Source organism: Legionella sainthelensi, from assembly GCF_900637685.1.
Lineage (GTDB): Bacteria > Pseudomonadota > Gammaproteobacteria > Legionellales > Legionellaceae > Legionella > Legionella sainthelensi.
Genome location: NZ_LR134388.1, coordinates 2,988,149 through 3,008,688 on the forward strand (window position 1 = coordinate 2,988,149; position 20,540 = coordinate 3,008,688).

Sequence of the window (20,540 nt, forward strand, 5' to 3'; positions counted from 1 at the left end):
AATCTAAGGTTTAGGTGTATTTAACTCATCATTTTCTATGAGAGTATCTTTAGGACCTAAGTTATCTTTCTGAGCCTTTACCTTCTCTGGTGTATCCATTGCACCTATCCGAGTATTAAGTATATCAGTGCGCAACTCAACCTCTGTATCTATTGCATCAGATTTATTCTCAAGTTCTTTTTCCAACTCTGATTTCGGATTTTCAATTTGTGACTTTTTGTGAATCTCATTCCATTTCGAATTAGACATAATCAACCTCAAAAAAATTGCTTAATCAAATTATAGCTCATTTAGTCCGACAAAAGACTTATCTTATAAGAATTACTCTTATCCCAAAACATCCAGGCTTTTAGCGGCAGCATGAACACTGCCACATAAACATAGAAAATCCGGTAATAAACGAAATTCTAAATCAAAGCGTCAATTTCTCCATAATTTTTATAGACAACATCCAACGCTTTTAGCGATTCTAGTAACGGTTTCATTTGAGCCAAAGGCCAACTATTTGGACCATCACTTAATGCCTTATCCGGATCAGGATGCGTTTCCATAAACAAGCCTGAAATTCCAGCCGCTACTGCAGCACGAGCAAGAATTGGAACAAATTCCCGTTGTCCGCCAGAAGCGCCATCATTTCCACCTGGCAATTGCACTGAATGAGTTGCATCATAAACAACAGGACACCCTGTTTCACGCATAATGGCCAAAGAACGCATATCGGATACTAAATTGTTATAACCAAAACTCACACCCCGTTCACAGGCCATAATCTGGTCATTTCCTGTGGCTTTTGCTTTAGCAATTACATGTTTCATTTCCCACGGAGCAAGAAATTGGCCTTTTTTGATATTAACAGGCTTATTCATAGCTGCTACTTTTTGAATGAAATTAGTTTGTCTGCATAAAAAAGCTGGGGTTTGTAATACATCAACAACGCTAGATACTTCCAGCAAAGGAGTATCTTCATGAACATCTGTTAAAACAGGGACATCAACTTGCTTTTTTACTTTTTCCAGAATAGATAATCCCTTTTCAAAACCAGGACCTCTATAGCTGGATATAGAAGAACGATTTGCTTTATCAAATGAGGATTTATAAATAAAAGGAATTTGTAATTCGCCACATATTTCTTTTAAATAGCCTGCTGTTTCTAACGCCAACGCCTCACTTTCAATGACACAAGGACCAGCAATCAAAAATAAAGGTTTACTCAACCCCACTTCAAATCCACATAATTTCATTCTTTATTTTTTCCTTGATGTTTCTCTCGAGCAGCAAGTACAAATTGTTTAAATAATGGATGACTTGCTCTCGGGGTTGATGTAAATTCAGGATGGAATTGGCATGCCAAAAACCACGGATGATCCGCTAACTCTACCATCTCCACTAAAGAATTATCTGCTGAGCGACCGGAGATAACCAAACCATGCTCCACTAAACTTTCAACATACTTGTTATTGACTTCATAACGATGCCGATGACGCTCTATAATTTGAGGTTTTCCATATACCTTACGCGCCAAAGTACCTTCTTCCAATTGACATAATTGCGCCCCCAAACGCATGGTTCCGCCTAAATCAACATTTTCGTCACGAAGCTGTTTGGAACCATCCGCATCCCTCCATTCACTAATTAACCCCAGCACGGGATATGGAGTATTTTTATTAAATTCAGTAGAATTTGCTTCTTTTAGGCCAATAACATTTCTAGAAAATTCGATTACAGCAGTTTGCATTCCTAAACAAATTCCTAAAAATGGGACTTTATTTTCACGAGCATACTGAATCGCTTTAATTTTTCCCTCAATGCCTCGCTCACCAAATCCACCTGGAACAAGAACAGCATCGACACTTTCCAAAAGTGATGCACCATGTTTTTCGATGAGTTCAGCATCCAGATACACGATTTCGACTTTTGTTTGAGTATGAATTCCAGCATGCAGTAATGCTTCATTAATTGATTTATAAGCATCGTTTAATTCAATGTATTTACCAACCATTGCAATTTTTACAGTCATCGTTTGAATGGCCTGCATTGCAACAACACGGTCCCATTCACTTAAATCAGCTGGCTTTGCATCAAGCCCCAATTTTTTGACTACAATATCGTCTAAGCCATGCTCAGATAATATTCTTGGAATTTGATAAATACTTGGAGCATCCTCAAGAGGAATAACACCGTCTTTATCAACATTGGTAAATAATGCAATTTTAGCGCGATCAGCCATAGGTAATATTTTTTCAGATCGACAAATCAAAATATCAGGCTGAATCCCTATAGAGCGTAACTCTTTCACTGAGTGTTGGGTAGGCTTTGTTTTGGTCTCACCTGAAGTAGCAATATAAGGGACTAAAGTAAGGTGTATAAACAAAGTCCGTTGTGAGCCTAATTCAATACGCATTTGACGGATTGCTTCGAGAAAAGGTAGTGATTCTATATCTCCGACAGTTCCCCCAATTTCTACCATAGCTACATCAAAATCATCAGCACCTAATTTAATACATCGTTTAATTTCATTGGTAATATGAGGAATTACCTGAACCGTACCACCTAAATAGTCCCCTCGTCTTTCTTTTTTAATAACCGTTTCGTAAATCTTCCCTGAAGTAAAATTATTACGTTTTGTCATGGTTGTATTCACAAAACGTTCATAATGTCCTAAGTCTAAATCTGTCTCTGCGCCGTCGTGAGTCACAAAAACTTCACCATGCTGAAAAGGACTCATTGTTCCTGGATCAACATTAATGTAAGGATCAAGCTTAATCAGCGTCACTTTAAGACCACGTGCCTCAAGAACAGCAGCGAGTGACGCAGCCGCAATACCTTTTCCTAAGGAAGATACTACTCCACCTGTAATAAAAATAAAATTTGTCATAATTGACCTTGTATCCTGCTAATTGATTGCCAACAAATGCCCCATTCTCTCTTTTTTGGTTTTTAAATATCTGTGACTTTCCTTAGTAGGCTCTATTTCTAAAGGCACTCTCTCAGTTACCTTTATTCCATAACGGTCAACAGCAGCAATCTTTGATGGGTTATTCGTTAATAATCTTATTGCATCAATGCCAAAATATTTAAGCACTTGATAAGCAATAGCATAATCTCTACTGTCAACGGGTAGACCCAATTGGTGATTCGCATCAACTGTATCTAACCCTTGCTCTTGCAAAGCATAGGCCTTTAATTTATTTGCTAAACCAATTCCTCGACCTTCCTGGCGTAGATAAATTAATATCCCTCCTTCTTCAGCAATCATAGAAAGTGATTGATCCAGTTGTTTACCACAATCACATTTACAAGAGCCAAAAATATCTCCAGTAATACATTCTGAATGGATACGCACCAAAGGAACGCGATTTGCCGACACAGGTGCTTTGACCAAAGCAAAATGCTCAGCCTGATCCAACTCATTTGCAAATACGGTCATCTTAAAATCACCTTTATTTTGCAAAGGAATGCGTGTTGATGCCTCAGCGTTGACTAAGACTTCATGACGAACCCTATATTCGATCAGATCCTTGATAGTCACCATTGGAATGTCATGCTTTGTAGAAAATGCAATTAACTCATCACGCCGACTCATGGTACCATCTTCATTAATAATTTCACAAATCACCGCAGCAGGTATCAAACCTGCTAACCTAGCCAAATCAACACTACCTTCTGTTTGGCCCGCTCTTTCTAACACACCTTTTTTCTTGGCTCGTAAAGGAAAAACATGTCCTGGAGAGATAACATCTGCTGGACCGCTTTCAGGATTAATTGCTATCTTAATCGTTTGAGCCCTATCTTTGGCTGAAATACCTGTTGATACACCTTTTGCCGCTTCAATCGATACAGTGAATGCCGTACCATAAGGCGATTTATTATTTTGAGCCATCATTGGCAATTGCAATTTATCGATCAGTTCCTCAGCCATAGACAAACAGATCAAACCACAACCTTGTCGAGACATAAAATTAATGATCTCTGGAGTTGCATGTTCTGCAGCTACAACCAAATCTCCTTCATTTTCCCTATCTTCATCATCCATTAAAATAATCATTTTACCGGCTTTGAGTGTTTCCACTGCATGTTCTATTGTAACTAATGAATGCTTCATAACGCGACCTCATTTGTTTCATCCTCCCGCCAATCCAAACATGCTATCATGTTGTCCTCCATAGCATGCCAAGAAACAGTATGCGCTCGGCTAAATACCCCACTTTGTTGGTAGGCTGAAATTGCATTGTGCTCCAAACTAGTGGGAACAATATATAAATAAGTTCGATGAACTAATCCTTCCCGATGTAATGCACTAAAAAGAGCACCACCTGCTTCCACCCAAACATCATGATATCCCAATGCGCCTAAATGCTTTATTACACCATTTAAATCCATAACACCATTCTTCTCAGACATTAGATGAAAGGTACTATTGGGATAAAAAATTTTCTGCTCTTTACAATGAAAGATATGGCAATGAGCCGCTGTTGAAAAAATTCTAGCTTCTTGATTAAGAGCTAATTGTCTGTCAATAATTGCTATAGTTTTTTTCTGTTCTTCATTGTTCAAGCGAACATTCATTCTAGGATTATCCAACTGCACTGTTCTAGCCGTAGTAAGAATTACATCAGCAGCCGCTCTCATTTGGTGAGTAAATTGTTCACATAAAGCATTCGATAGGATAACACGTTCTCCTTCAGCTTGACCAATTTTACCATTTAATGTTTGTGCTATTTTAACAGTAATCCTAGGCTTTTGCGTTAAAGTCCAATAAGTATAACTTTTATAAAACTCAGTAATTTCTGCAACGGGGTAATGTGTCACCTTAATTCCTCGTGAACGCAGCTTTTCTGAAGAATTATTTTGCGCAACAATTGGATTAGGATCTAAATATGCAAAAACAACCTCTTCAACACCATGATTAATAATTGCATCCACACAAGGAGGGGTTCTTCCCCAATGGTTACATGGCTCAAGAGAAATATACAAACAAACTCCTGGTGTTTTAGGAGGAATTTGTGTTAACAATAATTGTTCTGCATGTGGAGTCCCTGCACCTCGATGACATGCTTGTGCTATAATAGTTCCATTTTGCACAGCAACAGCACCAACGCAAGGATTAGGGGCGCAATGGCCTTGCCCAAGACGGGCTTGTTCGAGTGCTGCGAGCAAAAACTTTTTGTGCATTATTGAGTACCTTTATAAAATGCGAGTAACTGCTCACGCTTTTAATAGCCCGTTATCTCAGAAGGCAATCTGAGATAACAAAGGGAGAATGAGTAGTTACAATGCGTGAATGATAACAAATTATTCAATTTTTGAGTAGCCTAATGATTAAATTGAACATTAAGAAAAACATCCACTGGATTTTGTTAATCAGTATTTTAACCCAGTCTTCTTTCGCTGTTGAAAGGTTATCACCTTATTCAACAAACGAATTAGAACAATTGGAAAAAGAGTTTGTCCAACAAATTAATCAATCAGAAAGTGTGGAACGAAATCCATTGGCATCCCAATATATAAATCACATTGGAAAAAATCTTGCTCAGGCAGGCCATATTAAACCACCTGATTTCTTTATCGTAAAATCCAATGAAATCAATGCATTTGCAGGTCCCGGTGGACATATAGGTATTAATTCGCAGTTAATTCTAACCACTACCAGTGAAAGCGAGCTTGCTGGAGTCATGGCCCACGAAATCGCGCATGTGCGTTTGCATCATCTCTACAGCATGATCGAACATCAAAAACAAATGCGTATCCCCATGCTTGCCACGGTACTGGCTTCTGCTGCATTAGGGGTAATTAATCCCACTGTAGGAATGGCTGGGATGATGGGCGCTCTGTCAGGATTTTCACAAGATAATATTAATTTTGCCCGCTCCAAAGAAAAAGAGGCGGATAGAATTGGGATCGATATGCTGATTAAAGCCGGGTATAATCCTCATAGTATGGCTGCTTTTTTTAAAAAAATGCAGGAAAACTCACGCTATTATTATACTGCAAATGTGCCAGCTATTTTGCGATCTCATCCTTTGGATGGAGACCGAATCGCTGAAGCAGAGAGTCGCACTGCCTCATTTGCCCGCAAAAAGTATCCTGACTCTAATGATTATGCCTTAGTCAAAGAGATAATTCGCACCTCAGTCATACGCGATCCTAAGCGCTTACTTGATTATTACGAACATCAATGTAACAAAAAAACTCCTGCTCATGCCTGTCAATATGGACATGCACTTGCATTAATTAGCACCAATAAATATACCCAAGCCTCTGCAATTCTGACTCCCTTATTAGAACAACAAAACAGTCTCTATTTTCAAATTGCTATGGCACAAGCAGAAACAGGTTTAACACAATATAAATCAGCGCTTTCTCGATTAGAGGAAATACAAAAAAATTACCCCGATAATTATGCGGCACTTATGGCTTATGCTGACGGTTTACTGGCCGCAAATCAAAATGAAAAAGCAACTGCTATCTTGCTGAAAGGAAGTAGAAAATACAAACAAGACCTACCTCTTTGCCGTCAGTTAGCACAAGCACAAGCACAAGCTCATAAAAAGGGATATGCCTATTTTACTCAAGCCCAATGCCTGCTTCTTGAAGGACAGAAAAGAGCTGCCGTAGCCCAACTAAAAGTTGCACGTAGTCTTGCAAAAAATGATCCTTATTTATTAGCAAGAATCTCAGCTAAAATTGATGAAATTGTGAATTGAGGAATAAACTTAAACCTATTGAAGAGCAACATTCGCTACAATCACTCGATACCCCTCTCTAAAAAACAACCCAGCTCTCCAACGTTCCGCAGCTTGTCTGCGGAATCCTGGAGCACTGAGCTAAAATAATGGCCTGCAGAAAAACGAAGCAATGTAATCAAAAAAGTGAGCGAATACAATGCGAACACAGAGGATCCAAAAATGCAAATTTTTTAGTCTAGGCATTACTAAAATTAATCCCGAAAGTTCTCATATTGCAACGGGAGCTTGATATCGGATTTTTTTAAAAGAGCAATGGTTTCTTGCAAATCGTCACGTTTTTTCCCTGTCACTCGTACTTTATCTCCTTGGATAGATGTCTGCACTTTGGCCTTGGAGTCTTTAACATATTTCACAATTTCTTTAGCAGTGGGTTGATCAATGCCTTGTTTAAAAGTCATATTCAAAGAGTAAAATTTGCCACTGTGTACGGGCTTATCTTCTATGTCAACACCCGAAGCGTCAACATTTCTTTTACTGCAGTGATTACGAAATAAGTCTTCTAATTGTCTGACTTGAAAATCCGATTCTGCCCGTAAAGTAACAGTAAGATCGTTAAGTTCAATACTTGCGTCTACTCCACGAAAATCAAAGCGGGTAGTCATCTCCCGTACTGCATTATCAACAGCATGACGTAATTCAACTTTATTGATTTCAGAGACTATATCAAAAGAAGGCATAATCAACTCATTTAAGTAAAAAAATATAATTTAACAAAAAACAGAATACGGCACCACAGTTATGAACCCTATTCTTTTGTATTGCATCTTATCAAAAAGAATGTTATCAAATTAATTGGTTTAAAAATATTCTAATTAGTTATCAACCGCACAAAAATTATGATTTATTAAGCTATCTCAAGGAGCGAGAAGCATGACTAAAGAAAAGCATCAACACAAAGCACCTTATCTACCCCTCCGTAATCAGGCTCGCTTTTGGGTACATTCCGAAGCTTGTTATACTGAAGAAGAACTAAACCAGAGAGCATGGATACTCAAAACTCGTGCTAATTCAGGTATTTATGCGGATTATTTGGCAAATCCTAGCTCATGGTTTGCCGATGACTCCCAAGCATTAATCAATGTGTATGAGCATTCCTGGTTTTATTCTAATGCTTATAAAACAAGGCACGTTTTAATCAGAGATGATTTTCATGTCCAGCCTATTGATAGTCAACGGATACAATGGTCTGCACTGTACGACTTAATGCAAAAAACAGGGGATTACTTGTTATTAAGAAATAATGAGCTACGTCAAGAGCACTTAAATCAGCCCATAAATTTCTTCTTGCTCGATCTCAATCATATTCTGAAAGGGATAAGCCAAAATCCCAATATCAAACAAACTCAAGAACAATTAGAACATCTTACTCGGTACGTTCGTGCTGTTGAAAAAAATATTTCACCTTTTATTGGTTCAGATAGATTATTCTTAGCAAACTTTCGCAACACCATTGAAACTCAGATCCAACCTCAATTAACACAAATGATCGACTCGCAATTATTAAAAGATCGCCTTGGCGAACTCTCAAAAACCATCAAACAATTATCTGCAGACCGTAATAGAATATTACATTTTGCACTTAATATTAATCCTGTTAACCCCCATCCCTATACGTTTGCAATTGATCAACCCGATGATTTACAAGCCTATCCGACTCAAGCGGTGAAAGAATGTGGTAAAAGCACTACGGCTCTAGTTGAAAAAAATCCTATATCCACATTGAAATTAACCATTGAACAACTTAAAAATTGTCCTAATTTTCAACTTATTGATATGCAAGATAAAATTTTAGATCATTATGCAAAAGCAGTATCTGATTTACATGAGCTTGATCAGTTCCAAACCGTTATTTCACAAACCATAGATTTATTAGGGCAAGCTGGAGAGGTGTATACGGTTTATCAATTTAAAGAACAATTATTTTCCTTGCTCAATCAAATCGAACTTTTTATTGATGACTCCTCAATACATATTGATGAAATTATCCAAGCGAATACGCAAGCGTATCATCAAGCCATTCAGCACGAACAAAACTTATCATTTTTAAAAAAATGGTTAACCAATGAACGAGAAAAACTAAATACATTCATACACAACCAAGATACACTAGCCCAATTTCCATCAACCACCACCGATCTCATTAAAACCAATCAAGCCCTAAAAGAACATGTACGTCAGGTTATTATTCATTTAAATGCACCAAAAGCTAAAACAACCAATTTCGAAACAATTGCAGGAAAAACACAAGAACTAAATGCTTTGATAAATTCAATGCATCAATGGGTCACAGTTCAACATGAACTCAAAGGATTGCAACCTCCTAAAAAGCCTCAAGAAATTAAACGATTATCCTCTTCTTCATCATACGCGCATTCTCCTTTGCAATCAAAATCAAATCCTTCATTTTTTCAAGAATCCCCCCAACAACTTCCTGCAAGTGACATGTGCTTCATATCAAAATCCTATGAAAATCATGTACATGAAACATATCAACCATTAAGTATTAACTCTGTTTCAGGAAATCCTATTGCTGAGGAATGTAAAATCCAACAATGTGAACCGACTAATAACTATTATTGGGGCCTACTCGCTTTGCTCCCTATTGGGCTTATAGCTCTTTATTGGTTATATCGATCACGAAATGAATCTGAAATAAGCGCCCAAGTCTCTGGAAATAAGGAAGATTATGAGAAAATCAAAACTCAAGTTGAGGATTTATTTGTCAACATCCAAAAGGTTAAAGACAAAAATAATCTAGAAACGGAATATGCATATGAAAATTTTGAAGAAACATACCATCAGTTAGATAAAAATTATCAAGCACACAATTATCAAGTTGAAGCGTTAAAAGAACTTCTTGGCGATTTAAAATATTTCTATAATGAATACTACCTAGAGGCTAAATCCAACCAAAGATTAACTTATTAAAGCTGATTCATTAATCAGCTTTACCTCATAGGTTCTTGTAATTCTATCGCGCATAAAACACAATAAATAATAGGGGAGACAATTGGTAACAGCTCCATAAGTGGTAGATAAAATTTTCTTGCTCTATGCTTTTTTAATTCTAAAATGATTATTCATTGATCAGAAAATTGGATAAAATGATAAAGAAGTGTTCTTTATACCTATTCTTTATAGCCAGTAATTTTCCAACATTTGCTTGGAATACTCCAGATATAAAAACTTATAAATATATTTTTTCCAAAGCGGAACGTTTTAAAGTTTCTTATGCGGATTATCCCAAAGGCCAAGAACAATTTTTTGAACTCCAATTTAATAACGATGCAACATTACCTTATGAAATTAAGTCCCAAATTCATGGGTTAAAAATATCAGGCAATAATCATAGCGATGATTTATTCATGTATGCCTATACAAAGGTAAACGGTTTAAAACCTAATACCAACTATCATGTTAGTTTTTCCTTGGAATTGGCATCCAATGCTCCTAGCGGATCTTCAGGGGTAGGTGGCTCTCCAGGTGATTCAGTTTATATAAAAATTGGGGCTGTATCTAAAGAACCACAGCGGTATCTGGATAATAATTACTATCAAATCGATTTGGATAAAGGAAATCAAGAGCTTGATGGTAAGGACATGATTCTTATCGGAACCCTCGGAGTAGATACGCAAGACAGTATTTACAGACTAAAAACCTTACCTTATTTACATAATGAAGAAATGCAAACCAAACTTGCCAAATACTCAGTCACTACCAATAATAATGGGGAAGCTTGGTTGGTTCTGGGAACTGACTCCGGTTATGAAAGTACCACGACAGTTTTTTATACAAACTTATCTGTAACATTTAAAGAATTGTTACGTTAATCTAAATAAACCACTCTTTGACATGTTCCAATGCTTCGTTTTGGGATAATTTTCATTACCCAAAATAAGCTTTATACAGTAAAAACAAACCAATAATAAATGTGATTACAGCACAAATAGTCAATTTTTCGGATTTATCTATAGTTTTATTCCAAATTTTATAAACGGTATCTGGACAATAGAGTCTGAATAAACCACCAATAAGTATTAACCATGAGATAATAGTCACTATAACAGGCCATCCAAGAACCCAAATATTATGGCTTGTAACCATTAATAGACCAATAATTAATGTAATAATCCCAACAACTAACATTACAGATCGTTGTCCCATTAATTCTCTCATTGCCGTTGTTACAATGTCTCGTCTTACAAGTAAAAGCAGGCTCATAATCACAAAATACCAACCGATCACCGTAGCTAAAAAATTGGTATTCATCACAATCTCCTGAAATACATCGCCCCTATTTAAATTATAGTTCAATACTTATCGTTAAAACGTGATGAAAAGAAGAAAAACAACTAAACTTACTGATATAGGGTTTGGATCAAGGATTCTTAAAATGAAAGAGCAATTTACGGCGTCGGTATACTGTAAAGAAGAAAAAATTGCGACCCAAACCGGCAATGATCTCGAAAAACTTTATACTTGGATGCTGCTTCAAGTCAATGGAAATTTTTATGACATACATGGGGAAATCATTGATAATCAAACCAATGAAGTAGTTAGAACTTTTCGTAAAGCGTCTATGGAATAAAGTGAATCATACAAGAGTGTGATGCGTTTTTTACACATCTCTCGAATCAATTTGAAAAATTATTGACAAAAATAAATAAATTTATATAATTTTCGCCCCCGTTAAAAAGCAATAGTTAAGGATAATCATGTCAGAGCCCAAAAAACCCTCTTTATTTAATCTATTTTGGTTGCTCAATTATATTTCTATTGCATCTGTCTCCGCTGCGATTATTACCCCTGCGTTGCCTCAGATTCAAACCCAATATACATTAAGTCCTGGAACTATCGAATGGATTGTTTCCGCATTTTTGATTGGTTATGTCGGTGGTCAACTAATTTATGCGCCTCTTGCCAATCAATTTGGACGTTTAAAAGCATTACGCACCGGCCTAACAATTAATTTAGTTGGAATTTGTATCTGTCTATTCGCTATTTTTCAAGAAAACTATTGGATACTCGTTAGCGGTCGACTCATCACTGCACTCGGCTCAGCGAGTGGGCTTGCTTGTACCTTCATACTCATCAATGAATGGTTACCTGAATCACAACGAAAAACTGCTATGGCCTATTCAGTATTATCCTTTGCTTTAGGTATAGGATTTGCTGTAGTAATTGGTGGAATAATTACTGAATATCTGCATTGGCAAGGGTGCTTCTGGTTTCTACTGGCACACGGCATCATCATGCTTTTAGGAACCTCTGTTTTTAGTGAAACGCTCGTGCATCCCAAACGGATTCGAGTTATAACCATTATTCGTGATTATTATGCTGCTCTTGCTTCTGAGCAACTTGTGATTTTTTCTTTAGTCGTTGGATGCTGCTCCGCAATATCCTACTGTTTTTCAGCAGCAGGCCCTCAAATAGCCGAAAAGTTATTAACATTATCTGCTGCTGAGTATGGCTACTGGAATAGCCTTAATATAGTTGGCATGCTTTTAGGGGGATTATCTGCGAAACAATTACTTGCTCGTTTAGCAGCAAGACAAGTCATTGCAATTGGTTTTTTGGGAGTCGCCTTTGGAATAGGCAATTTATTAATCATGTGGTTTTTCGAAAGCCAATCGTCATTATGGTTTTTCCTAACCACAGCCAGTTTGTATTTATTTAGTGGGTTATTATTTTCCGGAGGTTCTTTAATCGCATCAAATGCCCTTACAGATAAAGCCAGTGCTGCAGCCATGATGAGTTTTGTTAATATGTGTTTTGCAACCGTAAGCGTGATCATCATGGGCTATTTACAAGTTAATCCTTTGGTCAGTTTTATAATTATCTTAAGTGCCATTTGGCTGCTTATTGTTACATTACTGATTGTGAAAGGCACTAAAAACAAAGACTAAAATAATCTTTTACTATTTGGAGCATAAAGATGTCGCATAATGATATTCCACGTTCCTTACAAAATTTTTTAGATTTAGTAAATACAAAATCATTCACATATACACCTGAAGAAGTACGTGATCTTGCTGAAAAAACAGCTGAAGTCTTTGTGCTACAACCCAAAACATTTGTGCCATTAATAAGCAATCAAAAAGTTAAGCTCGTTAGTCATGAAATAGAAACCCGAATTTACCACCCTGCCCCGCAAAAAAAATTACCCTTGGCTCTTTATTTTCATGGCGGTGGACATTTATCAGGCAGTATCCAAACCCATGATGCTCTTTGTCGACGAATTGCTGTTGCCAGCAATTCAGTGGTTGTTTCAGTTGGATATAGATTGGCTCCTGAATGCCCTTATCCTGAAGGACTGCTTGATTGTATTGCTGTTTTTGAACAAAGAGTGCTCTTATTAAAAGATTATCAAGTGAATACTGAACACGTATTTTTAGTTGGTGATAGTGCAGGAGGAAATTTGGCAATTTCAGTAGGCCATAAATTAAAGGAGCGTGGCGATAATGCGATTAAAGGAGTAGCCTTAATCTACCCTTCCGTTGATTTCTCGATGAGTTATGACTCATATCAACGCAATGGAACAGGATTTTTGTTAACTCGAGAAAAAATTAAATGGTATTTCGATAATTATTTTCGAAATGATGAAGATCGGATCCAAGCATCGCCAATTCATTTCAAAAACTTAGAATTATTACCACCTTGCTACATTGCAGCAGCTGAATATGATCCTTTATTTGATGAAGCGATTGCCTTCGCAAAAAAAATAGAAGCTTTAGGTGTCGCCGTGCAATTAGAAGAATTTAAAGGAATGATCCATGTTTTTGCTCAATTAGAACTTTTTGTGCCAAATCAAGTTTTTCAGTTGGTTGAATCAATAGGGCATTTTATCAAATCACTCAGTTAATTATTAATAAACATAAAGTACCTAAAACGTATCAAAACCGCTATACTCTTGCCATATATGCTCTTCATAAGTACATTCTTTCACAACAGCATACTTGGGCCCCTCTTTTAGCCATTCATAAAACATTTGCAAACTCTCAACCGTACCACAAGCAAAAACCTCAACACGTCCATCATCAAGATTTCGTGCCCAACCACTAATACCTAACTTTCTTGCCTCCGATTGGGCAGAGGCTCTGTACCATACTCCTTGGACTTTTCCAGAAACATAACAGCGCATGCATATATGATTCGTCATAAAAATTTATTATTTGGTTTTTGAATAAATTAAGTTTATCTTAATTTTAATAGAAAAGGAGAAAAAATATGGCTATATGGTTTAAAGAAATTTCATTAAAAGACCTTAATCAATTTGGAAAAAACACCATGTCTGAATATCTTAATATACAATTTATAGAAATTGGTGATGATTTTTTAAAAGCAACTATGCCAGTCAATGAACGCACCAAGCAACCTATAGGAATTCTTCATGGAGGAGCTAACTTGGCATTAGCAGAAACCGTAGCAAGCACGGCTGCAAATTCAGTGATTGATTTAAAGCTATTTTTTTGTGTTGGTTTGGAAATTAATGCCAACCATCTTCATTCAGTTAAAGAAGGATTAGTAACGGCTATCACTTCTCCAATTCATCTTGGTCGTTCCACTCAGGTTTGGCAAATTCAGATTTTTAACGAGGAAGGCAAACAAACTTGTGTTTCGAGAATGACTGCAGCGGTCATAAACCGACCGTCTTAGTTGAATTTTCCCAGCTTAAAAAGGTGGGTTCGGCAGTCCTCCAATTAGGGCGTGTCGACAACCCATACTCACTCCCTACGTGAATCAGTTACAAATTTCTTCGTATTGTACGCGCCATTTTGGATTTAGCTTCTCAATCAAATTTAAACTACTCTGCCTCCACCAATTTTGGAATCGCTTTTCCCGTGGAGCAGCTTCTATATAGGATTCATGAACCTCATAATAAACCAAGATATGTACAGTGTACTTAGCTGTAAATTCAGGAATCAGGTTATTTTTATGCACCCATACTCGTTTAATTAAATTGTCAACACGACTTGACTTTATTGGATAAAGAATAGCACTTATAGAGCGCACATTTTTATATTTAAAAAGCCGATTTTATTTTCCCCCCCAATTTTGAAGATTTAACAATAAGTTGTATCCAATTTTTTTTGCTAAAAAATAATTCAATTCAAAAAATAAAATCTATACTTAAATTGAGAGAAAAAAAGCAAAACCAAGGAGGATGTAATGAATACTTATTCTTGCATTTCAAAAGTATTACGCTCAGGTATTATTGTTGGCTCTTTACTCTTTGCTGTAAGTTACACATCAGTTGCCGACGCAGCTCAAGGCTGTGGACATGGCTGGCATAGAAACGGTTATGGTGGATGCGTTCTCAACCATCCCGGCCCCAATTCGACACCAGCCCCATATCATCCAGGATGCTGGCGAAATGGGTGGGGGCAATTGCGCTGTTATTGATACTAACTTACATAGCCTTGCCCCCATCAGGCAAGGCATTTCTGCAAACCTCTACTGTGCAGTCATTTTAATTAAAACAATTTAAAATGGAATTTTTATGACCCCCGAAGTGAATGAAGCGCTAAGAAAAATTAGACAACAAAAGCCATTTATATTAACAATCACTAATTATTTTCCCATGGGATATGTTGCAAGTGGCATACGCAGTATTGGTGGGTTCCCCATAATGTGCAATGCAGAGCAAGAACTTGAAGAATTACTGAAAATTACAGGATCAGTAGTGATCAATGTAGGAAAATTAGACGATTCCTTTATCAAACTATGTAATCATATCTGCCACATGTCAAAAAAATTCAATGTGCCCATTATCTTAGATCCTGTAGGTGCAGGCGCAAGCCGATACAGAACAGATGCGATAATTAATCTGATTAAAAATCACCGTATTTCTATTCTCCGTGGCTACCCCAATGAAATTGCAAGCATTCTTACAGGAGAACTTGCAATTCAAGATAACAAGCATTTTATCGACGAGAAAATTATAATAGAACATACAAAATCCCTATCAAAAAAATATAATATGACGATAGTCGTCAGTGGGAAAAGACATATCGTCGTTGATTCACATCAAATGACTCAATTTAATTTTGACTCTGATCTTGTACAGAAAGTGGCAGGAATAGGAAATTTACTTTCAGGAATTATAGGCTCATTTCATAGTGTCATTAAAGATCCTTTTCTGGCAGCAAAAAGTTCAGTTCATTTTTATGCCGAATGTGTTGGCCCAACATCATCTACGGCGGGAGGACCTGCTTCTCTAATTATAGAAGTTATTGATATGATGTACATTAACGCAATAAAAGCACAATTATTTACATAAACAAATACTGCAAACTCAATAAAACAGTCGAATCAATTAGTCTGAGAGAAACACGAAAAATAATCGCCGCAATTAGAGCAAATATTGCATAAACAAATAAAAAGGTTTGGTAGCCCTATACAACAGGGTGCACTTCAGTCGACTTCATAAGAAAAAGCACCACATTGCACCAAACGACATCAAATGATAAAATTTAATCCATTTAGGCAACATACAGGCCACATATGAACTTTATAATCTCACTATTACTGTGTTTAGGTATTTCTATTAGTTGTATTGCTTGTCCTACATCTGAAATAAGTCTACGTGATAAAATTGGCCAAATGCTTCTTATTGGTTTTGAAGGAAAAGAAGTCAATTCTCAATCCCCTATAGTAAAAACCATTGAAAAAGATAACATTGGTGGGGTTATTTTATTTGATTATAATTATCACGCCAAGAATTTTGACAAAAATATTGAAAGCCCACAACAAGTTCAGCAACTGAATAGTAATTTGCAATATTTTACTCAAAAAGCTAATTTAAAACATCATCGCCCCCAATTACCACTACTCATTTCCGTAGATTATGAAGGAGGGAAGGTAAATCGATTAGGAGAACAATACGGATTTCCTCCCATTTTATCAGCAGCTGAAATAGGAAAAAAACCGCCTAATGAAGCGGAATTTACTGCTGAAATAATGAGTCAAACGTTAAAAAATACAGGTTTTAATTTAAATTTTGCTCCCGAGCTTGATGTGAACGTCAATCCAGACAATCCTATCATTGGCAAAAAAGAGAGAAGTTTTTCTAGTGATCCCAAACAGGTCATTCGTTATGCCAGCATTTATACACAACATTTCTTAAATCAAAAAATTCAATGCGCTTATAAACACTTCCCAGGTCATGGGAGTTCAACTAAAGATTCACACCTGGGATTTGTGGATGTAACCGATACATGGCAAGCCTATGAATTGGAACCTTTTCAGCAATTACTGAGCTCCTCGGCCTCTTGCGGTATGATAATGACAGCACATCTTGTAAATCGTCAATTGGATCCTTCTGGATTACCCGCAACTTTATCTCATAAAATTTTAACGGATCTTTTACGCAAGCAACTTCATTTTAAAGGGGTTATTATTACTGACGACATGCAAATGAAAGCAATTAGTGATAATTATGGGCTTGAACAGGCATTAGTATTAGCAATAAACGCTGGTGCAGACATGTTAATATTTGGTAATAACTTACCTGCGCCATCACAAGATCCCACGCAAGTTATTGACCTCATCGAAGCTAAAGTTAATTCAGGAGAGATAAGTCAAGAAAGAATCAACGAGGCATATAAGCATATAGTTGCTTTAAAGAGGTCGCTTAATTAGTCAGTATTTTATGAGCAACGAAACATAAAAACCTGGGGCCACTTTGCGCCCAGGTTATATCTCATGATCATTTACCATGGCGTTGAAATTGAATTGCAACATCTACATCGATACCAGGTGCAACTGTTAGAGTACCATTTGAATTACCGGAGTCTGTTGAGAAATAGCCTGATAAATTACCATACTCTGTCTTTACTATAACTACGCCGTTAACACATGCCCCAGTCAATGAATGTTTTGTATGTTGGGGACATAAACTTGAACCCGAAAGTTTATGCGCTTCCACATCGAGTTTAAAACCACCCTCGCGGTCTAACCCACTTATTGTTCCCGATCCTTGATAAGCACACTCTATCAACCAATGAGAAGCGGTGCCTGATCCCTTCCAATCACCAGAAACATTTTTACAATCACTGGTACTGGAGTAAAAAGTAAAATCAGCATAAGCAGCATTTGTTAAAGAGAGCGCAATAACCATCAATCCGATAAATGATTTTCCTTTCATTTGTTTCCCTTAAGAATTAAGAAATAAAAATACAAACATTTCCTGTTTGTAACAAAACCCGAGCTATTATTACGTTATAAAATAAGCAGTGCAACAGAAGTATTTAAACATTATTAGTTCTATCCCTATTTCAGAATACAAAGTAAAAAAAAGAGCAGGTAATAAGCGATACTGAAATGATCAAACTCTGTATTAAACTTGCTTGCGTGGCGAAGAACATTCATACACAAACAAATAAACAGGCTTGGTTAATTTGTGGACTATAGGAATCATTTTATGATGAGACAATGTTGCTACTGCTTGACATTTATTAAAAAAGCGTTCTGCACAACGTTTACTATCCCAAAAGTCAACATAAGATATTTTATCAATTTTCCCTTGAGATAAATCACTCAAAAATTCAGCCCCCCAATATTGGTATTGATTGATATCGCCACAAGGTATTGCATAAACAGAAGCATTGGGTCTAAAAAAACTTAATGCGGCAGCATTTGAAAAATAACTACTCACAATAGGTTGCTCATGTTTAATAATTTCAGGTTGAGATAACGCTTTTTGCAATATGGAATAAGTCCTTCCTTTTTTTAAATAGCTTGCTATAGGCCAAGAGTTTACAAGAATCAGAATGATACTAAAAAGCAAAAAGAAAGAATAAATGATTGTAAAAATACGCCGATATTGGAATTGAGAAATATGATAAGCAGCAATTAGCGCAAGATTCATCCCGAGAGGAGTCAAATATATCGCGCGTGCATCCCCTCCTAACAATGCTACCCCTAACCAAAAGGCAAGGTCAACAAACAAGACCGTATAAGTCAATTCTAAAACGTTGTTACTCTCCGTCGATTTATTCCTCTGATATTTAAACCATCCAAATACAGCCAAAAATAAAAAAACTGAAAAATTAATAAGTAATACAAATAATAATTCTAAGAAATAATGAATTACTGAAGTATTGCTTTGGCCATGGCTGTGAAAATTTAATAAATAAGTAATAGAAATCCACTGGTGACTCGCATTCCAATAAATTACTGGCAATGCCATTATAAAAATAATCATGCTTGCCAAATAAAAATGCATACTTTTAAATAATTGCCTGTTTTTAGAAAACAAAACATAGACAAACAATCCAATAATACTCACAACAGCAGTATATTTCGATAAAATCATTGCGCCTGTAAAAATCGCACTAAGATAAAGATCTAAAGTACGTTTTAATGAAATATAGCGTGCAAAATAATAAAAAGAGAGAATAGTGAACAAGTTTAAGGGGGCATCATATAAGACACGAACAAAAATACTTTCAGTAGTAGTCGGTAAAATAAGCCAAATCAACGCACCAATTAATCCCACCTGCTTATCAAGTAAGAGGCAACCTATTTTATATAGATAATAAGCACTTACAAACAAACAAACTAAACCAACAACATTGACCGAAAAAAATGTATTACCAAAAATTGCGTTAGAAATATAGAACAAATAAGCAATCATAGGAGGACCATCAAAATAGGACCAAGCTAAATGTTTCCCCCAAGCATAATAGTAAAAGCTAGTGATCGTAGGAGTTAAGAAAAAAGTAGCTATGAACAAGAAACTTAGATAAAAAATCAGGAATGGTTTTGTTACTTTTTCATTCCACATAAAAAACTCCCTTTTTCCAGGGGTTGTTGACAACTCATTGTGGCTCCCTACGTCCTATGCCTTATGGAAGCAGTACCGTGTGAATCTACTTGCACCAATATGAAGTTCTTACAAAGCTGGAGGCCGCATAAAGCACGACAACCTAGACACTGAGATTCAACTTGTCAATAACGCCGTATTTTAAATAATGAATTCCAAGCAATGATTTTTAGTTTTGCCATTAAAACAAGCCTATCAAAATCAATGTGAATTACTAACTGAAGTCGCTCTAAAATGGAGATAGTATCACAAACATCCATTATATACTCAGAAGAGTATGAATAATTTAGTTGTGATTCAATTAATTGCGCACCGCCTGCTCTTGCACTGGATTAGGCAAAATCTCTATAACATGTGCAAGCCATTTTTTGTTATCTGCTCTAATAATGGTATTTGTTCTACCATAAACAGGGTGATTTAGAGGACAAGAAATTAATGTTGTTAAAGTGTCACTACAGCGTACTTTAAAATAATTTCGATCTTGAGTCAGTACCTGTACTTGATACTGAGTCAATAACTTACCAAAAGGAATATTAGTATGTAATACATCATTTACAAGTTTTTTTGGCAGCTGATCGAAATTGATGGTAATAAATGCTAACTCAGCAACTATAGCTTCATTTTTTGTCTGTGCAATCTCTGGGTTATTCCGTTCTTTATTCCTATCCACCAACATAATAATGGAGCGATGATAAATATTACTCGCTTGTTCTAAATGTGCCTCGATCGTTTTTATAATTGCTGTGCGATCATAATATTTTTCGATGGCTTTCGTCATTAGAGGTTGCGTCAATAAAACGTTAAAAGGACTTGGTAACTGAGAGAAGCTTACTTTTTCCCCACTTTTATCAATCTGGGTCAATTTATTGATGTCAACTTCCGAGACACCATCAGCAAAGCTTACTTTGCCAACAAGCAATAAGACAATTAATGGATAAATAAAAAAAAGTTTTTTAAACATTTTAAAT

Annotated in this window: 21 protein-coding genes; 10 read left to right on the forward strand and 11 right to left on the reverse strand. The window is 36.3% G+C overall.

All coding sequences use genetic code 11. The annotated features are described in order from the left end of the window. Positions 1 to 3: 3 nt before the first annotated feature. The 5 genes from EL220_RS13155 to ribD form a co-directional block, all read right to left on the reverse strand. Entirely contained in the window at positions 4 to 249 is a 246-nt protein-coding gene (locus EL220_RS13155; protein WP_027271563.1) for a hypothetical protein, read from the reverse strand. 158 nt (positions 250 to 407) lie between these two features. Then, on the reverse strand, positions 408 to 1,241 hold the full coding sequence (kdsA, locus tag EL220_RS13160) for a 3-deoxy-8-phosphooctulonate synthase (RefSeq protein ID WP_027271562.1): 834 nt from the start codon (positions 1,239 to 1,241) through the stop codon (positions 408 to 410). Next, positions 1,238 to 2,875, reverse strand: coding sequence for a CTP synthase (locus EL220_RS13165; RefSeq protein WP_027271561.1), 1,638 nt, complete (start codon positions 2,873 to 2,875; stop codon positions 1,238 to 1,240). The genes kdsA and EL220_RS13165 overlap by 4 nt, the downstream gene beginning before the upstream one ends. Positions 2,876 to 2,893: 18 nt before the next feature. After that, positions 2,894 to 4,102, reverse strand: coding sequence for a bifunctional 3,4-dihydroxy-2-butanone-4-phosphate synthase/GTP cyclohydrolase II (locus tag EL220_RS13170; protein ID WP_027271560.1), 1,209 nt, complete (start codon positions 4,100 to 4,102; stop codon positions 2,894 to 2,896). Further along, positions 4,099 to 5,172 carry a bifunctional diaminohydroxyphosphoribosylaminopyrimidine deaminase/5-amino-6-(5-phosphoribosylamino)uracil reductase RibD gene (gene ribD, locus EL220_RS13175; protein ID WP_027271559.1) on the reverse strand — a complete coding sequence of 358 codons (1,074 nt, stop codon included), beginning with the start codon at positions 5,170 to 5,172 and terminating at the stop codon, positions 4,099 to 4,101. The genes EL220_RS13170 and ribD overlap by 4 nt, the downstream gene beginning before the upstream one ends. Before the next feature lie 143 nt (positions 5,173 to 5,315). Between ribD and EL220_RS13180 the strand changes: the two genes are divergently transcribed. After that, positions 5,316 to 6,704, forward strand: a complete 1,389-nt coding sequence (locus EL220_RS13180; protein WP_027271558.1) for a M48 family metalloprotease — start codon at positions 5,316 to 5,318, stop codon at positions 6,702 to 6,704. 233 nt (positions 6,705 to 6,937) lie between these two features. On the opposite strand, the gene EL220_RS13185 is transcribed toward EL220_RS13180, so the two are convergent. Next, the gene (locus tag EL220_RS13185) at positions 6,938 to 7,423 is read right to left on the reverse strand and encodes a YajQ family cyclic di-GMP-binding protein (protein WP_027271557.1); all 486 of its coding nucleotides are present in this window, start codon (positions 7,421 to 7,423) and stop codon (positions 6,938 to 6,940) included. A gap of 193 nt (positions 7,424 to 7,616) precedes the next feature. Here EL220_RS13185 and EL220_RS13190 point away from each other — a divergent pair, with 193 nt between their 5' ends. Together EL220_RS13190 and EL220_RS13195 are read left to right on the forward strand one after the other, a co-directional pair. Next, complete coding sequence (locus EL220_RS13190) at positions 7,617 to 9,674, forward strand: hypothetical protein (protein ID WP_027271556.1); 2,058 nt, start codon at positions 7,617 to 7,619, stop codon at positions 9,672 to 9,674. A 176-nt stretch (positions 9,675 to 9,850) separates the two neighbouring features. Then, positions 9,851 to 10,576 carry a hypothetical protein gene (locus EL220_RS13195; protein ID WP_027271555.1) on the forward strand — a complete coding sequence of 242 codons (726 nt, stop codon included), beginning with the start codon at positions 9,851 to 9,853 and terminating at the stop codon, positions 10,574 to 10,576. A 55-nt stretch (positions 10,577 to 10,631) separates the two neighbouring features. On the opposite strand, the gene EL220_RS13200 is transcribed toward EL220_RS13195, so the two are convergent. Continuing rightward, positions 10,632 to 11,015 carry a hypothetical protein gene (locus EL220_RS13200; RefSeq protein ID WP_027271554.1) on the reverse strand — a complete coding sequence of 128 codons (384 nt, stop codon included), beginning with the start codon at positions 11,013 to 11,015 and terminating at the stop codon, positions 10,632 to 10,634. A 124-nt stretch (positions 11,016 to 11,139) separates the two neighbouring features. On the opposite strand from EL220_RS13200, the gene EL220_RS13205 reads away from it, so the two are divergent. From EL220_RS13205 to EL220_RS13215, 3 genes are all read left to right on the forward strand, one after another. Beyond that, the gene (locus EL220_RS13205) at positions 11,140 to 11,334 is read left to right on the forward strand and encodes a hypothetical protein (protein ID WP_027271553.1); all 195 of its coding nucleotides are present in this window, start codon (positions 11,140 to 11,142) and stop codon (positions 11,332 to 11,334) included. A 127-nt stretch (positions 11,335 to 11,461) separates the two neighbouring features. Next, on the forward strand, positions 11,462 to 12,652 hold the full coding sequence (locus EL220_RS13210) for an MFS transporter (protein WP_027271552.1): 1,191 nt from the start codon (positions 11,462 to 11,464) through the stop codon (positions 12,650 to 12,652). Between the two features lie 29 nt (positions 12,653 to 12,681). Continuing rightward, entirely contained in the window at positions 12,682 to 13,608 is a 927-nt protein-coding gene (locus tag EL220_RS13215; RefSeq protein ID WP_027271551.1) for an alpha/beta hydrolase, read from the forward strand. Between the two features lie 21 nt (positions 13,609 to 13,629). Here the strand turns inward: EL220_RS13215 and EL220_RS13220 are convergent, their stop codons facing one another. Further along, positions 13,630 to 13,905: an acylphosphatase gene (locus EL220_RS13220; protein WP_027271550.1), complete on the reverse strand. Its 276-nt coding sequence runs from the start codon at positions 13,903 to 13,905 to the stop codon at positions 13,630 to 13,632. 68 nt (positions 13,906 to 13,973) lie between these two features. Here EL220_RS13220 and EL220_RS13225 point away from each other — a divergent pair, with 68 nt between their 5' ends. The 4 genes from EL220_RS13225 to EL220_RS13245 all read left to right on the forward strand — a co-directional run bounded on the left by EL220_RS13225 (position 13,974) and on the right by EL220_RS13245 (position 17,387). Beyond that, positions 13,974 to 14,402 carry a hotdog fold thioesterase gene (locus EL220_RS13225; protein WP_027271549.1) on the forward strand — a complete coding sequence of 143 codons (429 nt, stop codon included), beginning with the start codon at positions 13,974 to 13,976 and terminating at the stop codon, positions 14,400 to 14,402. A 513-nt stretch (positions 14,403 to 14,915) separates the two neighbouring features. Further along, entirely contained in the window at positions 14,916 to 15,149 is a 234-nt protein-coding gene (locus tag EL220_RS13235; RefSeq protein ID WP_027271547.1) for a GCG_CRPN prefix-to-repeats domain-containing protein, read from the forward strand. A 97-nt stretch (positions 15,150 to 15,246) separates the two neighbouring features. Further along, the gene (gene thiM, locus EL220_RS13240; RefSeq protein ID WP_027271546.1) at positions 15,247 to 16,026 is read left to right on the forward strand and encodes a hydroxyethylthiazole kinase; all 780 of its coding nucleotides are present in this window, start codon (positions 15,247 to 15,249) and stop codon (positions 16,024 to 16,026) included. Between the two features lie 224 nt (positions 16,027 to 16,250). Then, on the forward strand, positions 16,251 to 17,387 hold the full coding sequence (locus tag EL220_RS13245) for a glycoside hydrolase family 3 protein (RefSeq protein ID WP_027271545.1): 1,137 nt from the start codon (positions 16,251 to 16,253) through the stop codon (positions 17,385 to 17,387). A gap of 67 nt (positions 17,388 to 17,454) precedes the next feature. Here EL220_RS13245 and EL220_RS13250 read toward each other — a convergent pair whose 3' ends face one another. The 3 genes from EL220_RS13250 to EL220_RS13260 all read right to left on the reverse strand — a co-directional run bounded on the left by EL220_RS13250 (position 17,455) and on the right by EL220_RS13260 (position 20,533). Next, complete coding sequence (locus EL220_RS13250; protein WP_027271544.1) at positions 17,455 to 17,892, reverse strand: DnaJ-like protein C-terminal domain-containing protein; 438 nt, start codon at positions 17,890 to 17,892, stop codon at positions 17,455 to 17,457. 192 nt (positions 17,893 to 18,084) lie between these two features. After that, on the reverse strand, positions 18,085 to 19,533 hold the full coding sequence (locus EL220_RS13255; RefSeq protein WP_027271543.1) for a glycosyltransferase family 39 protein: 1,449 nt from the start codon (positions 19,531 to 19,533) through the stop codon (positions 18,085 to 18,087). Positions 19,534 to 19,873: 340 nt separating this feature from the next. After that, positions 19,874 to 20,533, reverse strand: a complete 660-nt coding sequence (locus EL220_RS13260; protein WP_232002455.1) for a hypothetical protein — start codon at positions 20,531 to 20,533, stop codon at positions 19,874 to 19,876. Between the last annotated feature and the right edge of the window lie 7 nt (positions 20,534 to 20,540).

Excerpts from the sequence above, each read along its gene's own strand:
- EL220_RS13210 (WP_027271552.1), top strand. The coding sequence starts at position 11,462 with ATGTCAGAGCCCAAAAAACCCTCTTTATTTAATCTATTTTGGTTGCTC.
- EL220_RS13260 (WP_232002455.1), bottom strand. The coding sequence starts at position 20,533 with ATGTTTAAAAAACTTTTTTTTATTTATCCATTAATTGTCTTATTGCTT.
- kdsA (WP_027271562.1), bottom strand. The coding sequence starts at position 1,241 with ATGAAATTATGTGGATTTGAAGTGGGGTTGAGTAAACCTTTATTTTTG.
- EL220_RS13255 (WP_027271543.1), bottom strand. The coding sequence starts at position 19,533 with ATGTGGAATGAAAAAGTAACAAAACCATTCCTGATTTTTTATCTAAGT.
- EL220_RS13225 (WP_027271549.1), top strand. The coding sequence starts at position 13,974 with ATGGCTATATGGTTTAAAGAAATTTCATTAAAAGACCTTAATCAATTT.
- EL220_RS13155 (WP_027271563.1), bottom strand. The coding sequence starts at position 249 with ATGTCTAATTCGAAATGGAATGAGATTCACAAAAAGTCACAAATTGAA.
- EL220_RS13200 (WP_027271554.1), bottom strand. The coding sequence starts at position 11,015 with ATGAATACCAATTTTTTAGCTACGGTGATCGGTTGGTATTTTGTGATT.
- EL220_RS13170 (WP_027271560.1), bottom strand. The coding sequence starts at position 4,102 with ATGAAGCATTCATTAGTTACAATAGAACATGCAGTGGAAACACTCAAA.
- EL220_RS13245 (WP_027271545.1), top strand. The coding sequence starts at position 16,251 with ATGAACTTTATAATCTCACTATTACTGTGTTTAGGTATTTCTATTAGT.
- EL220_RS13220 (WP_027271550.1), bottom strand. The coding sequence starts at position 13,905 with ATGACGAATCATATATGCATGCGCTGTTATGTTTCTGGAAAAGTCCAA.
- thiM (WP_027271546.1), top strand. The coding sequence starts at position 15,247 with ATGACCCCCGAAGTGAATGAAGCGCTAAGAAAAATTAGACAACAAAAG.
- EL220_RS13190 (WP_027271556.1), top strand. The coding sequence starts at position 7,617 with ATGACTAAAGAAAAGCATCAACACAAAGCACCTTATCTACCCCTCCGT.
- EL220_RS13165 (WP_027271561.1), bottom strand. The coding sequence starts at position 2,875 with ATGACAAATTTTATTTTTATTACAGGTGGAGTAGTATCTTCCTTAGGA.
- EL220_RS13205 (WP_027271553.1), top strand. The coding sequence starts at position 11,140 with ATGAAAGAGCAATTTACGGCGTCGGTATACTGTAAAGAAGAAAAAATT.
- EL220_RS13235 (WP_027271547.1), top strand. The coding sequence starts at position 14,916 with ATGAATACTTATTCTTGCATTTCAAAAGTATTACGCTCAGGTATTATT.
- EL220_RS13185 (WP_027271557.1), bottom strand. The coding sequence starts at position 7,423 with ATGCCTTCTTTTGATATAGTCTCTGAAATCAATAAAGTTGAATTACGT.
- EL220_RS13250 (WP_027271544.1), bottom strand. The coding sequence starts at position 17,892 with ATGAAAGGAAAATCATTTATCGGATTGATGGTTATTGCGCTCTCTTTA.
- EL220_RS13180 (WP_027271558.1), top strand. The coding sequence starts at position 5,316 with ATGATTAAATTGAACATTAAGAAAAACATCCACTGGATTTTGTTAATC.
- EL220_RS13195 (WP_027271555.1), top strand. The coding sequence starts at position 9,851 with ATGATAAAGAAGTGTTCTTTATACCTATTCTTTATAGCCAGTAATTTT.
- ribD (WP_027271559.1), bottom strand. The coding sequence starts at position 5,172 with ATGCACAAAAAGTTTTTGCTCGCAGCACTCGAACAAGCCCGTCTTGGG.
- EL220_RS13215 (WP_027271551.1), top strand. The coding sequence starts at position 12,682 with ATGTCGCATAATGATATTCCACGTTCCTTACAAAATTTTTTAGATTTA.